The 13,771-nt window shown below is 70.1% G+C and carries 5 protein-coding genes, 1 tRNA gene and 1 rRNA gene; 6 read left to right on the top strand and 1 reads right to left on the bottom strand.

The window, feature by feature from the left end; translation table 11 throughout:
- The 3 genes from rrf to ACF07N_RS20555 form a co-directional block, all read left to right on the top strand.
- Nucleotides 1-87: ribosomal RNA gene (gene rrf, locus ACF07N_RS20565) — 5S ribosomal RNA — on the top strand; the annotation flags it as partial.
- 114 nt (nucleotides 88-201) lie between these two features.
- Nucleotides 202-864: a DegT/DnrJ/EryC1/StrS family aminotransferase gene (locus ACF07N_RS20560; protein WP_392114854.1), complete on the top strand. Its 663-nt coding sequence runs from the start codon at nucleotides 202-204 to the stop codon at nucleotides 862-864.
- Between the two features lie 75 nt (nucleotides 865-939).
- Nucleotides 940-1,015, top strand: a tRNA-Thr gene (locus ACF07N_RS20555).
- Between the two features lie 44 nt (nucleotides 1,016-1,059).
- Here the strand turns inward: ACF07N_RS20555 and ACF07N_RS20550 are convergent.
- Nucleotides 1,060-3,816 carry a SpoIIE family protein phosphatase gene (locus ACF07N_RS20550; protein WP_392114812.1) on the bottom strand — a complete coding sequence of 919 codons (2,757 nt, stop codon included), beginning with the start codon at nucleotides 3,814-3,816 and terminating at the stop codon, nucleotides 1,060-1,062.
- 393 nt (nucleotides 3,817-4,209) lie between these two features.
- Between ACF07N_RS20550 and ACF07N_RS20545 the strand changes: the two genes are divergently transcribed.
- The 3 genes from ACF07N_RS20545 (at nucleotide 4,210) to ACF07N_RS20535 (ending at nucleotide 13,562) form a co-directional block, all read left to right on the top strand.
- Nucleotides 4,210-9,681: a HAMP domain-containing protein gene (locus ACF07N_RS20545; RefSeq protein ID WP_392114809.1), complete on the top strand. Its 5,472-nt coding sequence runs from the start codon at nucleotides 4,210-4,212 to the stop codon at nucleotides 9,679-9,681.
- A gap of 307 nt (nucleotides 9,682-9,988) precedes the next feature.
- The gene (locus tag ACF07N_RS20540; protein WP_383330917.1) at nucleotides 9,989-10,669 is read left to right on the top strand and encodes a two-component system response regulator; all 681 of its coding nucleotides are present in this window, start codon (nucleotides 9,989-9,991) and stop codon (nucleotides 10,667-10,669) included.
- Nucleotides 10,670-10,796: 127 nt separating this feature from the next.
- Nucleotides 10,797-13,562 carry a DNA translocase FtsK gene (locus ACF07N_RS20535; protein ID WP_392114806.1) on the top strand — a complete coding sequence of 922 codons (2,766 nt, stop codon included), beginning with the start codon at nucleotides 10,797-10,799 and terminating at the stop codon, nucleotides 13,560-13,562.
- Nucleotides 13,563-13,771: the final 209 nt, after the last annotated feature.

Raw genomic sequence — 13,771 nt, 5'->3', positions numbered from 1 at the left:
GGTTACATTCCGAACCCGGAAGCTAAGCCTTACAGCGCCGATGGTACTGCAGGGGGGACCCTGTGGGAGAGTAGGACGCCGCCGAACAATCATTGAAAGGGTTGGACCCGGAACTTCGGTTTCGGGTCCAACCCTTTTTTGTTGTGTGTCACTTGAAGTTCACGTTGCGCAACGAGCATGCACAGCATGGGTACTGCTGCAATGCTCAGGGCCGCCGGTGTCGGACTCGGTGACGAGGTCGTCGTGCCGGCCTTCGGGAACGTCGAGGTCGCCCAGGCCGTGGCCATGGCCGGGGCACTGCCGGTGTTCGCCGACATAGATCCCCTGACCTACTGCCTGGACGCCTCTGCCGTGGAGGCGGCGGTGACTCCTCGGACCGCGGCCGTGGTCGTCGTGCACCGCTTCGGCCGGCTCGCCGACATCGCGCGACTGCACGCCGTCGGGCAGCGGCACGGACTGCTCGTACTGGAACAAGGGGAGTCCGAGGCCCCGTACGACGAGATAGCCCGGCGTCGGGAGCGCGCCGCGTATCTCGACGCGAAACTGCGGGGCCTGCGGACACCGGACGACGGTGACGGGCACACCTATCAGCAGTACGTCGTGCGGGTGCCGGGCAACGGGCGGCCCGACCGGGACGCCTTCGCCCGGGCCGTGCGGGCCAGGGGAGTCGAGGCCCGGGTGCCGGTGAAGACGCCCGTGCACCGGTTGCCCGAGTTCCGGCGCTGCGTGTCCCTGCCGGAGACGGAGCGAGCCGCCGACGAGACGCTCGCTCTGCCGGTGCACGCCGCACTGACCAAGCGCGACATGCAGCGGATCGTGTCCGCGTGCAATGCCCTCGGAGGGCTGCTGCAGCCCGCTTTCTGACGTGGTTGGGAGCACGCGTCTGTTCGGGGTATGATCTATTCCGTTGCCGCGGGGGAAAGCCCGCACAAGCAACAGGCCCCTATAGCTCAGTCGGCAGAGCGTCTCCATGGTAAGGAGAAGGTCAACGGTTCGATTCCGTTTGGGGGCTCCAGTCGAAAAGGCCCCACCCTGACGGGTGGGGCCTTTTTCGTTGTCCTAGTCCTTGTGGGGACCGGGGACGCGCATCGCCAGGATGGCCATGTCGTCGGACGGGGCGTCCGACGCGAAGCGTTCCACCGCGCGCATGATGCGGGCCGCGACCGCGCCGGCCGTGAGGCCCGTGCAGGTCGTGAGGACGTCGGCGAGGCCGTCGTCGCCCAGCATGCGGGTGCCCTCGCGGCGTTCGGTGACGCCGTCCGTGACGCACAGCAGCACATCGCCCGGGTCGAGGGTGACGGTCTGCTCGTAGAGCTCCAGGTCCTCGATGACACCGAGGAGCGGCTGGGGTTCGGCCGCCGGTTCGACCGTGCCGTCCTGGCGCAGGCGCAGCGGGAGCGGGTGGCCGGCACAGACGACCTTCAGCTCGGCGCTGCCGTCCTCCTGGGGCCGCATCTCGCCGTAGAGGAGGGTGAGGAAGCGGCTGCGGGCTCCTTCGTCGAGGATGGCGGAGTTGAGGCGTTCCAGGACGGTGGGGCCGCTGAGGCCCTCGCGGGCGAGGAGACGCAGGGCGTGGCGGGCCAGGCCGGTCACCGCCGCGGCGTTCGGGCCCGTGCCGCAGACGTCTCCGATGGCGAAGCCGTAGGCGCCGTCGCGGATGGGGAAGACGTCGTAGAAGTCGCCGCCGACCTCGTTGCCCTCGCCGGCGGCGCGGTAGATGACCTCGACCTCGACGCCCTCGATCGTGGGCAGCTCCGGGGGGAGGAGGCTGCGCTGGAGGGACTGGCTGATCGCCGTGCGCTCCGAGTAGAGGCGGGCGTTGTCCAGGGCCAGGGCGGCCCGGCGGGAGAGGTCCTCGGCGAGTTCCAGGATCTCCTGGCGGAAGTGCTCGTCGGCGGGCTTGCCGAGGGTGAGCATGCCGATGACGCGGTTGCGGGCCACCAGGGGCAGGACGACCGTTTCACCGCCGACGGCGGAGGCCGTGGCGAGGGTCGGGCCGATGCCGGGTGTGACCTGGTTGCCGGGGCCGCCGCTGAGGCCGAGGCTGCGCATCGAGCTGCGCAGGGCGGCCTGGTGGGCGACTTCGGCGGGGGCCGTCCAGACGCGGGCGCCGGGGGTGGGGACCGGGTCGGGCGCAGGGACCTTCGACAGCAGGGACTTGATGCCGTCGATGAGTTCCTCGTCCTCGTGCAGGACGTAGGAGAGGTACGGCTCGGAGGCCTGGTCGGCGATCGTGTAGACGGCGCACCAGGTGGCGAGGGTCGGGACCGTCATCTGCGCCATCAGGGCCAGGGTCTGGTCGCGGTCCAGGGTGCCGGCCAGGAGGTCGGAGGCCTCGACGAGGAAGCTCAGGGAGCCGCGGCGCAGGCGTTCCAGTTCGCCCAGGCGGGCCGACTCGACGGCCAGGGCGATGCGGTCCGCGGCGAACTGCAGGCGCAGGGCCTCCTCGTTGGAGTATCTGCCGGGGGCCTCGGCGGCGACGCCGAGGGAGCCGGTGAGGCGGCCCTCGACCTTCAGCGGGACCGTGACGACGGAGCGCATGCCCGTGCCGTTGAGCAGGGGCACCGCGCCGGAGACCGCCGTCAGGTCGTCGTGGACGGCGGGCATGCGGGCGGAGCCGTAGCGGCCGGTGCCCGCCTCGACGGGGACGCGGGCGAAGCGCTGGCGGGCCGAGGGGAGGCCGGTCGAGGCGCGGACCTCCAGCTCCGTCTCGTCGTCCGTGGCCAGCAGCAGGAAGGCCGAGTCGCCGTCGAGCATGTCTCGGGCCCGTTCCACCGTGCGCTGGAGGAGCCCGTCGAGGTCGTCAGGGGCGGGGGAGCCGATGAAGACCTCGAAGGGGTCGGTGCTCTGGCCCTCGGAGCCCGTGGAGGAGTCGGAGGCGGGGACGCGCAGCGGCGTCTGCAGAACGGCCCGTTCGTGGTCCCTCACCAGGAGGCACACGGTTGACGGCTCGCCGCCGGTGTCGCGCACGCGCAGGTGGGAGGCGTAGACCGGGGCGACGCGGCCGCTCGCGTCGCGGATGCCGTAGCTGCCCTCCCAGCGGGAGAGCTGGAGGGCCTCGGCGATGCCCGTGCTGGTGCCGGGGGTGTGCGGCCAGGCGGCGAGGTCGGTCAGGGGCTTGCCGGTGACCTGCTCGGCCGGGTAGCCGAAGAGTTCCTCGGCGTCCTCGTTCCAGGCGCTGATGTGGCCGGTGCGGTCGACCTGGACGACGGCCACGCGGACCCGGCTGTCGGCGAGGGGGAGGAGGTCGGCCGGGAGGGCCGGGCCGGCGGCGCGGGTGCCGACCGTGCGGGCGGGGAGGTCGAGCTGGAACCAGACGGTCTTGTGGGTGGAGGTGTACTCGACGCCCCAGCGGCCGGCCAGGGCGGCGCAGAGCTGGAGGCCTCGGCCGCCCTCGCGGTCGGGGCTGCCCATGGTGACGGCCGCGCCCTGGAGCGGGACCTCGCGCTCGGGGTAGCGGTCGGCCACCTCGATGCGCACGCCCTCGTCGCTTCGCAGGCACAGCACGTCCGCCGAGGTGCCGGCGTGGACCACGGCGTTGGTCACCAGTTCGCTGGTGAGAACCACGGCGTCGTCGACGATGTCGGCGAAGCCCCAGCCCTGGAGGGTGTCGCGGACGAAGGAGCGGGCGCTCGCGACCGAGCGCCCTACGGGCTCGAAACTGGCGGCCGCGCGCGCGGTGATCACAGAACTCCTCGACCGGTTCTCGACGTGCTGGGCTGCTGCGGGGCCGACCGGCTCGCGCCGCTGATGCGGCAGGCCGCCCGTCGGCCGGGGGTCCGGGGGCTGTCCCCCCGGGATCAGTCCGGTGGTCATGTGTGCGGCCGCCCCTCCGATGCCCGCTCGTCTTCGTGCCACCGCCCAGGCCGGACGGACCGGCGCGGCTGGACAGCCGGATGCAAGGTTACTTACCTTCGCGGTCCGTGCGGATGCCGGTCTGCAGTGTTTCCGTCCCGGGCGTGTGCGGACGATGTGCGAAGCTGCCGAACTGTTATGGCCTGGTTCGGCCGAGGTGAAACACTGGGCAAGCTTCTTGTGAAGGTCCGGGCAGGCTGAGTGCACGAGGCGTACGGCGGGCAGCAGCCCCGTGGAAACCGGCCCGGTGTGCAGGGCAGAGAATACGCAGTAGTAACTGGTACGCCGAGTGACTGGTACGCCGAGCGGTACCGCGAGCACAGAGTGACGGTCGACCCCTGCGGGAGGGACACAGTGGAGTCTGGCGCAGCGACGCGTGGCACGAGGACGCGCGCGAAGGGCGGACAGTCCCCGAGCATCCAGGGCAAGGGACGCAACGGTACGACCGAGGTGGACACCGCGGCCCTGAACCGGCTGATGGCGGCCCTGGTGTCGATGCGGGACGGGAACTTCCGCAAGCGGCTCACGGTGTCCGGCGACGGCGTGATGGCGGAGATCGCGGCGGTCTTCAACGAGGTGGCCGACCGCAACCTGCATCTGACGGGTGAGGTGTCGCGGGTCCGGCGGATGGTCGGTCGTGAGGGCAAGCTGACCGAGCGGCTGGAGACGGGTGCCTGTGAGGGCTCCTGGGCGACGGCGATCGACAACTGCAACGCCCTGGTGGACGACCTGGTGCGGCCGGTCTCCGAGGTCGGCCGGGTGCTGTCGGCGGTGGCGGAGGGTGATCTGTCGCCGCGCATGGAGCTGCGCACGCAGGTGGCGGACGGGAACAGCCAGCCGCTGCGGGGCGAGTTCCTGAAGGTCGGGCGGACCGTCAACAACCTGGTCGACCAGTTGTCGACGTTCACCGACGAGGTCACTCGGGTGGCCAGTGAGGTGGGCACCGAGGGCAAGCTGGGCGGTCAGGCCCGGGTGCGTGGTATGTCGGGTTCGTGGCGGGACCTCACGGACTCCGTCAACACGATGGCGTACCGGCTGACGGCCCAGGTGAGGGACATCGCGCTGGTGACGACGGCGGTCGCCAAGGGTGACCTGTCCCGGAAGGTCACCGTGCAGGTGGCCGGCGAGATGCTGGAGCTGAAGAACACCGTCAACACGATGGTGGACCAGCTGTCGGCGTTCTCCTCCGAGGTGACCCGGGTGGCCCGCGAGGTGGGCACCGAGGGCGCGCTGGGCGGCCAGGCGCAGGTGCCCGGCGTCGACGGTGTGTGGAAGGAACTGACCGATTCGGTGAACACCATGGCCGGGAACCTCACGGCCCAGGTGCGCGGGATCGCCGAGGTGACGACCGCGGTCGCCAACGGTGACCTGTCGAGGAAGGTCACCGTCCCGGCGCGCGGCGAGGTCGCGCAGCTCGCCGACACGATCAACCAGATGACCGAGACGCTGCGGATCTTCGCCGACGAGGTCACGCGGGTGGCCAACGAGGTCGGTGCCGAGGGGCGGCTGGGCGGTCAGGCGAACGTGCCGGGCGCGGCGGGGACGTGGAAGGACCTCACCGATTCGGTGAACACGGTCTTCCGGAACCTGACCACGCAGGTGCGGGACATCGCCGCCGTGACGACGGCGGTGGCCAACGGGGACCTGTCGCAGAAGGTCACCGTGGACGTGGCCGGCGAGATGCTGGAGCTGAAGAACACGGTCAACACGATGGTGGACCAGCTGTCCGCCTTCGGTGCCGAGGTCACACGGGTGGCGCGGGAGATCGGCGTCGAGGGCGAGCTGGGCGGCCAGGCGCAGGTGCCGGGCGCGGCGGGCACGTGGAAGGACCTGACGGACTCCGTCAACACGGCGTTCCGCAACCTCACCGGCCAGGTGCGCAACATCGCGCAGGTGACGACGGCGGTGGCCAACGGTGACCTGTCGCAGAAGGTCACGGTCGACGTCTCCGGCGAGATGCTCAAGCTGAAGAACACCGTGAACACGATGGTGGACCAGCTGTCGAGCTTCGCCGACCAGGTGACCCGGATGGCCCGGGACGTGGGCACGGAGGGCCGGCTGGGCGGTCAGGCCCGGGTCGACGGCGTGTCGGGCACCTGGAAGGAGCTCACCGACTCCGTCAACTCGATGGCCGGCAACCTCACCTCCCAGGTGCGCAACATCGCCCAGGTGACGACGGCCGTGGCCCGGGGCGACCTGTCGCAGAAGATCGACGTGGACGCGCGCGGCGAGATCCTGGAGCTGAAGAACACCATCAACACGATGGTCGACCAGCTGTCCGCCTTCGCCGACCAGGTGACCCGGGTGGCCCGTGAGGTGGGTACGGACGGCCGGCTGGGCGGTCAGGCGCAGGTGCCCGGCGTGGCCGGTGTGTGGCGCGACCTGACCGACTCGGTGAACGGCATGGCCGGGAACCTCACCGCGCAGGTGCGCAACATCGCGCAGGTGGCGACCGCGGTGGCCCGGGGTGACCTGTCGCAGAAGATCACCGTGGACGCGCGCGGGGAGATCCTGGAGCTGAAGAACACCCTGAACACGATGGTGGACCAGCTGTCGTCGTTCGCCCAGGAGGTCACGCGTGTGGCCCGTGAGGTGGGTACGGAGGGCATCCTGGGCGGCCAGGCCGAGGTGCAGGGCGTCTCCGGCACCTGGAAGGACCTCACCCAGTCCGTGAACGGCATGGCGAACAACCTGACCATCCAGGTGCGCAACATCGCCGAGGTCACGACCGCGGTGGCCCGGGGCGATCTGTCGAAGAAGATCACCGTCGACGCCAAGGGCGAGATCCTCGAACTGGTCACGACCGTCAACACGATGGTCGACCAGCTGTCCTCCTTCGCCGAGCAGGTGACCCGGGTGGCCCGCGAGGTGGGCACCGAGGGCATCCTGGGCGGCCAGGCGCACGTGCCGGGTGTCACGGGCATCTGGAAGGACCTGAGCGACAACGTCAACCTGATGGCCAAGAACCTCACCACTCAGGTGCGGAACATCTCCCAGGTCTCGGCGGCGGTCGCCAACGGTGACCTGACACGGCAGGTCACCATCGAGGCCCGCGGTGAGGTCGCGCAGCTCGCCGACACCATCAACACGATGGTGAAGACGCTGAGTTCGTTCGCCGAGCAGGTCACCAAGGTGGCCCGCGAGGTGGGCACGGACGGCATCCTCGGCGGGCAGGCGCACGTGCCGGGTGTGGCCGGCACGTGGAAGGACCTCACCGAGTCGGTGAACCAGATGGCGTCCAACCTGACCGGCCAGGTGCGCAACATCGCCATGGTGACCACGGCCATCGCCAAGGGTGACCTGACGAAGAAGATCGACATCGACGCGCGCGGCGAGATCCTGGAGCTGAAGACGACCATCAACACGATGGTCGACCAGCTGTCCTCGTTCGCCGAGGAGGTCACCCGGGTGGCCCGCGAGGTGGGCACGGAGGGCCAGCTGGGCGGCCAGGCGCGGGTGCGGGACGTCGACGGCACCTGGCGGGACCTGACGGAGTCCGTGAACGAGATGGCCGGGAACCTGACCCGGCAGGTGCGGGCCATCGCGCGCGTGGCGACGGCGGTGACCCGGGGCGATCTGAACCTGAAGATCGACGTGGACGCGTCCGGGGAGATCCAGGAACTCCAGGACTACATCAACAAGATGATCGCCAACCTGCGCGACACCACGATCGCGAACAAGGAGCAGGACTGGCTCAAGGGCAACCTCGCCCGCATCTCCGCGCTCATGCAGGGCCGCCGTGACCTGGAGGACGTGGCCTCGCTGATCATGAGCGAGCTGACGCCGGTGGTCTCGGCGCAGCACGGCGCGTTCTTCCTGGCCATGCCGCTCGTCGACGGCGAGGACGTGAACGCGGCGGACGAGGACCAGTACGAGCTGCGCATGCTCGGCAGTTACGGCTACTCGATGGGGTCCATGCCGACGTCGTTCCGGCCCGGTGAGGCGCTGATCGGGACGGCCGCGACGGAGAAGCGCACGATCCTGGTGGAGAACGCGCCCAGCGGCTACCTGAAGATCTCCTCGGGGCTCGGCGAGGCGCCGCCCGCGCAGGTGATCGTGCTGCCGGTGCTGTTCGAGGGGAAGGTCCTCGGCGTCATCGAGCTGGCGTCGTTCACGCCGTTCACGCAGATCCAGAAGGACTTCCTGAACCAGATCGCGGAGATGATCGCCACCAGCGTCAACACCATCTCCGTCAACACCAAGACGGAGCTGCTGCTGGCGCAGTCGCAGGAGCTGACCGAGCAACTGCGGGAGCGTTCGGCGGAGTTGGAGCAGCGGCAGAAGGCCCTCCAGGCGTCCAATGCCGAACTGGAGGAGAAGGCCGAACTGCTGGCCCAGCAGAACCGCGACATCGAGGTGAAGAACACCGAGATCGAGGAGGCGCGGCAGGTCCTGGAGGAGCGCGCCGAGCAGCTCGCGGTGTCGATGCGCTACAAGAGCGAGTTCCTCGCGAACATGTCGCACGAGCTGCGCACGCCGCTGAACTCGCTGCTGATCCTGGCCAAGCTGCTCGCCGACAACGCCGAGGGGAACCTCTCCCCGAAGCAGGTCGAGTTCGCCGAGACGATCCACGGGGCCGGCTCCGACCTGCTCCAGCTGATCAACGACATCCTCGACCTGTCGAAGGTCGAGGCGGGCAAGATGGACGTCTCCCCGACGCGGATCGCGCTGGTCCAGCTCGTGGACTACGTGGAGGCCACCTTCCGGCCGCTGACCGCCGAGAAGGGCCTGGACCTGTCCGTGCGGGTCTCCCCGGAGCTGCCCGCCACGCTGCACACGGACGAGCAGCGGCTGCTGCAGGTGCTGCGCAACCTGCTGTCCAACGCGGTGAAGTTCACCGATTCGGGTTCGGTGGAACTGGTCATCAGGCCGGCCCGGGACGACGTGCCGCAGAAGATCCGGGAGCAGCTGCTGGAGACGGGGTCGCTGACCGAACCGGACGCGGGGCTGATCGCGTTCTCCGTGACCGACACCGGGATCGGCATCGCGTCCAGCAAGATGCGGGTGATCTTCGAGGCGTTCAAGCAGGCCGACGGCACCACCAGCCGCAAGTACGGCGGCACGGGCCTGGGGCTGTCGATCTCGCGGGAGATCGCGCAGCTGCTGGGCGGTGAGATCCACGCCCAGAGCGAGCCCGGCCGCGGCTCGACGTTCACGCTGTACCTGCCGCTGCACCCGAGCGAGCTGCCGCCGCAGGGCTACCAGCAGCAGCTGCCCGCCCTGGAGGCCGGGGACCTGGTCGCGTCGAAGGCCGAGTACGCCGAGCTGTCCGAGGCGGAGGTCGAGACGCCGGCCGAGGTGAAGTCGTACCGCGAGACGCAGAACGGGCCGGCCGCGCTGTTCCGGCGGCGGCGCCGGACGCCCGAACTGGAGGCGCGCCCGGCGCAGCCGGAGCAGTGGGTGCCCGCCGAGCAGGAGGCGGTGCCGAGGCCGCAGCGCGGCATCCGGTTCGGCGGCGAGAAGGTCCTGATCGTCGACGACGACATCCGCAACGTCTTCGCGCTGACGAGCGTGCTGGAGCAGCACGGCCTGTCCGTGCTGTACGCCGAGAACGGCCGCGAGGGCATCGAGGTGCTGGAGCAGCACGAGGACGTGGCGGTCGTGCTGATGGACATCATGATGCCCGAGATGGACGGGTACGCGACGACCACGGCGATCCGCCGGATGCCGCAGTTCGCCGGGCTGCCGATCATCGCGCTGACCGCCAAGGCGATGAAGGGCGACCGCGAGAAGGCGATCGAGTCGGGCGCCTCCGACTACGTCACGAAGCCGGTGGACCCCGATCACCTGCTGACGGTGATGAATCAGTGGATGCGAGGGGAATGAGGGGAACGTTGGTTCGTTGCGCGACGTTGGCGGGAAGGTTCGGTGTTCACGCGCAGTTGCGGACTCGGTGTGCGCATAGTCGTGTAGAAGTACGAGTTCCGGGGAACCTTCTGGTCTCCCGCCGCGTTTCTGCTACGTGCACAGTGACATCACGGTGACAGGGTGTGGCGACGGGCGGGGTGCGGCTACGATGACCGGCACAAGGACGGGCGGCGCAAGGGAGTCGTCCCCCGGGGCGGCACCCACCGGTGCGGCCCCAGGTCCTGCGAAAAGGGGAGGCCCCACGCCGGGGCGAGGAGGGCGGGCCATGGTGCAGAAGGCCAAGATCCTCCTGGTCGATGACCGGCCGGAGAATCTGCTTGCGCTGGAGGCGATCCTCTCTGCGCTCGATCAGACGCTGGTGCGGGCATCGTCCGGGGAGGAAGCGCTCAAAGCGCTGCTCACGGACGACTTCGCGGTGATCCTGCTGGACGTCCAGATGCCGGGCATGGACGGCTTCGAGACGGCCGCGCACATCAAGCGGCGCGAGCGGACGCGGGACATCCCGATCATCTTCCTCACGGCGATCAACCACGGCCCGCACCACACCTTCCGGGGATACGCGGCGGGCGCGGTCGACTACATCTCCAAGCCGTTCGACCCGTGGGTACTGCGCGCGAAGGTCTCCGTCTTCGTCGAGCTGTACATGAAGAACTGCCAGCTGCGTGAGCAGGCCTCGCTGCTGCGGCTCCAGTTGGAGGGCGGCGGCAAGGACACGGACGGCGAGGCCAAGGAGTCGGCCGGGCTGCTCGCGGAGCTCTCCGCGCGGCTCGCGGCCGTCGAGGAGCAGGCCGAAGCGCTGACCAAGCAGCTCAACGACGACTCGACGGACGCCGCGGCGGTGGCCACGGCGGCTCATCTGGAGCGCAAGCTCACGGGGTTGCGGCGGGCGCTGGACGCGCTGGAGCCGGGCACCGGAAGCACGTCCTCGGTCTCCTCGCAGAACTGACGCACGCGCAGGCGGCGTTGCCCGCCGATGACCGCGCGTCAGTTCCGCGCCTCTCCCGGAGCGACACGAACGGGTGAAGCGGCAGGCACACGTGTCGTCCGTCGTCTCCCCCGGTAACCTCACACCCATGGCCTCACGTCCCTCCGCAGCCAAGAAGCCGCCGGCGAAGAAGGCGGCCGCTTCCGCGAAGGCCCCGGCGAAGAAGGCCGCTGCCAAAAAGGCTCCCGCTAAGAAGGCGCCCGCCCGGAAGGCCGCGGCCAAGAAGGTCGCGCCCAGACCGGCACCCAGCCCCACCGGCGGCATCTACCGGCTCGTGCGTGCCGTGTGGCTCGGCGTGGCGCACGCCGTCGGTGCCGTCTTCCGCGGCATAGGGCAGGGCGCGAAGAACCTCGACCCGGCCCACCGCAAGGACGGCGTCGCCCTGCTGCTGCTCGCCATCGCGCTGATCGTCGCCGCCGGCACCTGGGCCGACCTGGAGGGCCCCGTGGGCGACCTGGTCGAGATCCTGGTGACCGGCGCCTTCGGGCGGCTCGACCTGCTCGTGCCGATACTGCTCGCCGTCATCGCCGTGCGCTTCATCCGCCACCCGGAGAAGCCCGAGGCCAACGGGCGCATCGTCATCGGCCTGTCCGCGCTCGTCATCGGCGTGCTCGGCCAGGTGCACATCGCCTGCGGCTCCCCTGCGCGCGGCGAGGGCATGCAGGCCATAAGGGACGCGGGCGGCCTGATCGGCTGGGCCATGGCGACCCCGCTGTCGTACGCCATGGGCGATGTGCTGGCGGTGCCGCTGCTGGTGCTGCTGACGATCTTCGGGCTGCTGGTCGTCACGGCCACCCCGGTCGCCGCCATCCCGCAGCGCCTGCGGCTGCTCGGCGTGCGGCTGGGCATCGTGCGCGACCCGGCCGAGGACGCCTACGGCTACGGCTACGCGGAGGACGACGACGAGCGCTACGAGGAGCAGTGGCGCGAGGGGCTGCCCGCGCGCCCGCGCGGCAGGCGCGCGCCGGCGCCCGCGGCGTACGACCCCGAGGAGGCGGAGCAGGAGGCCCTCCAGCGGCGCCGTGGCCGGCCCCGGCGCTCGGCCGTGCCGCAGCCAGAACTGGACCGGCGCCGGGACGCCGTGGACGTCGCCGCGGCGGCGGCCGCCTCGCTCGACGGTGCCGTGCTGCACGGCATGCCGCCCTCCCCGGTCGTCGCCGACCTCACCCAGGGCGTACGGGTGGGGGACCAGGAGCCGACCACACCGACGCCCGTCCCGGCCGCCCGGCCGCAGCGGGACAGGCCCCGGCCCGACCAGCCGGAGCAGGACGAGCCCGCGCCGCAGAAGCCCCGGGCGGGGGTCCGGGACCTCACCAAGGCCCCGCCCGCCGAGCCCCGCGACCTGCCCGCGCGCGCCGAGCAGCTCCAGCTCTCCGGCGACATCACCTACGCGCTGCCCTCACTCGACCTGCTGGAGCGCGGCGGCCCGGGCAAGGCCCGCAGCGCCGCCAACGACGCCATAGTCGCCGCGCTGACCACCGTCTTCACCGAGTTCAAGGTCGACGCCCGGGTCACCGGCTTCACCCGCGGGCCGACGGTCACGCGCTACGAGGTCGAGCTCGGCCCCGCCGTGAAGGTCGAGCGCATCACCGCCCTGGCCAAGAACATCGCCTACGCCGTGGCCAGCCCGGACGTGCGGATCATCAGCCCCATCCCCGGCAAGTCCGCGGTCGGCATCGAGATCCCCAACACCGACCGCGAGATGGTCAACCTCGGTGACGTGCTGCGCCTGGCCGAGTCCGCCGAGGACGACGACCCGATGCTGGTCGCGTTCGGCAAGGACGTCGAGGGCGGCTACGTCATGCACTCGCTGGCGAAGATGCCCCACATGCTGGTCGCCGGCGCCACCGGCTCCGGCAAGTCCTCCTGCATCAACTGCCTGATCACCTCGATCATGATGCGGGCCACACCCGAGGACGTGCGGATGATCCTGGTCGACCCCAAGCGGGTCGAGCTGACCGCCTACGAGGGCATCCCGCACCTGATCACGCCGATCATCACCAACCCCAAGCGGGCCGCCGAGGCGCTCCAGTGGGTCGTGCGCGAGATGGACCTGCGCTACGACGACCTGGCCGCCTACGGCTACCGGCACATCGACGACTTCAACAAGGCCGTGCGCGAGGGCAAGGTCAAGCCGCCCGAGGGCAGCGAGCGCGAGCTCCAGCCGTATCCCTACCTGCTGGTGATCGTGGACGAGCTGGCCGACCTGATGATGGTGGCGCCACGGGACGTCGAGGACGCCATCGTGCGCATCACGCAGCTCGCCCGCGCCGCCGGCATCCACCTGGTGCTCGCCACGCAGCGGCCGTCGGTCGACGTCGTCACCGGCCTGATCAAGGCGAACGTGCCGTCCCGGCTCGCCTTCGCCACCTCCTCGCTGGCCGACTCGCGGGTCATCCTCGACCAGCCGGGCGCCGAGAAGCTGATCGGCAAGGGCGACGGGCTGTTCCTGCCGATGGGCGCCAACAAGCCCACCCGTATGCAGGGCGCCTTCGTGACCGAGGCAGAGGTCGCGGCCGTCGTCCAGCACTGCAAGGACCAGATGGCGCCCGTCTTCCGGGACGACGTCGTCGTCGGCACCAAGCAGAAGAAGGAGATCGACGAGGACATCGGCGACGACCTCGACCTGCTGTGCCAGGCGGCCGAACTGGTCGTCTCCACGCAGTTCGGGTCGACGTCCATGCTCCAGCGCAAGCTGCGCGTCGGCTTCGCCAAGGCCGGGCGGCTGATGGACCTCATGGAGTCCCGGAACATCGTCGGGCCGAGCGAGGGTTCGAAGGCTCGTGACGTTCTTGTGAAGCCTGACGAGCTGGATGGCGTGCTCGCCCTGATCCGGGGGGAGTCTGAAGGGTAGGGAAACGGGGCACGGTGGTCGGCGCGCGGGGCGTGTACGGCAATCGGGTGTCCGGATCGTGACTCACCCGTAAGGGATCATTGAGCAACCGTTTCCCTTCGGCGTACGTCAAGTTGAGCGAAGCGACAAGCAGTGAGCCCACCATCGGAATGTCGGGCCATTCCGATGGCGTACAAAGTGACACCGCCCGGTTGCCCCACCCTTTTGCA

Source organism: Streptomyces sp. NPDC015242, from assembly GCF_043079125.1.
GTDB lineage: Bacteria > Actinomycetota > Actinomycetes > Streptomycetales > Streptomycetaceae > Streptomyces.
This window is presented reverse-complemented; position numbering and strand designations above follow the sequence as displayed.

Excerpts from the sequence above, each read along its gene's own strand:
- ACF07N_RS20560 (WP_392114854.1), top strand. The coding sequence starts at position 202 with ATGCTCAGGGCCGCCGGTGTCGGACTCGGTGACGAGGTCGTCGTGCCG.
- ACF07N_RS20550 (WP_392114812.1), bottom strand. The coding sequence starts at position 3,816 with ATGACCACCGGACTGATCCCGGGGGGACAGCCCCCGGACCCCCGGCCG.
- ACF07N_RS20540 (WP_383330917.1), top strand. The coding sequence starts at position 9,989 with ATGGTGCAGAAGGCCAAGATCCTCCTGGTCGATGACCGGCCGGAGAAT.
- ACF07N_RS20535 (WP_392114806.1), top strand. The coding sequence starts at position 10,797 with ATGGCCTCACGTCCCTCCGCAGCCAAGAAGCCGCCGGCGAAGAAGGCG.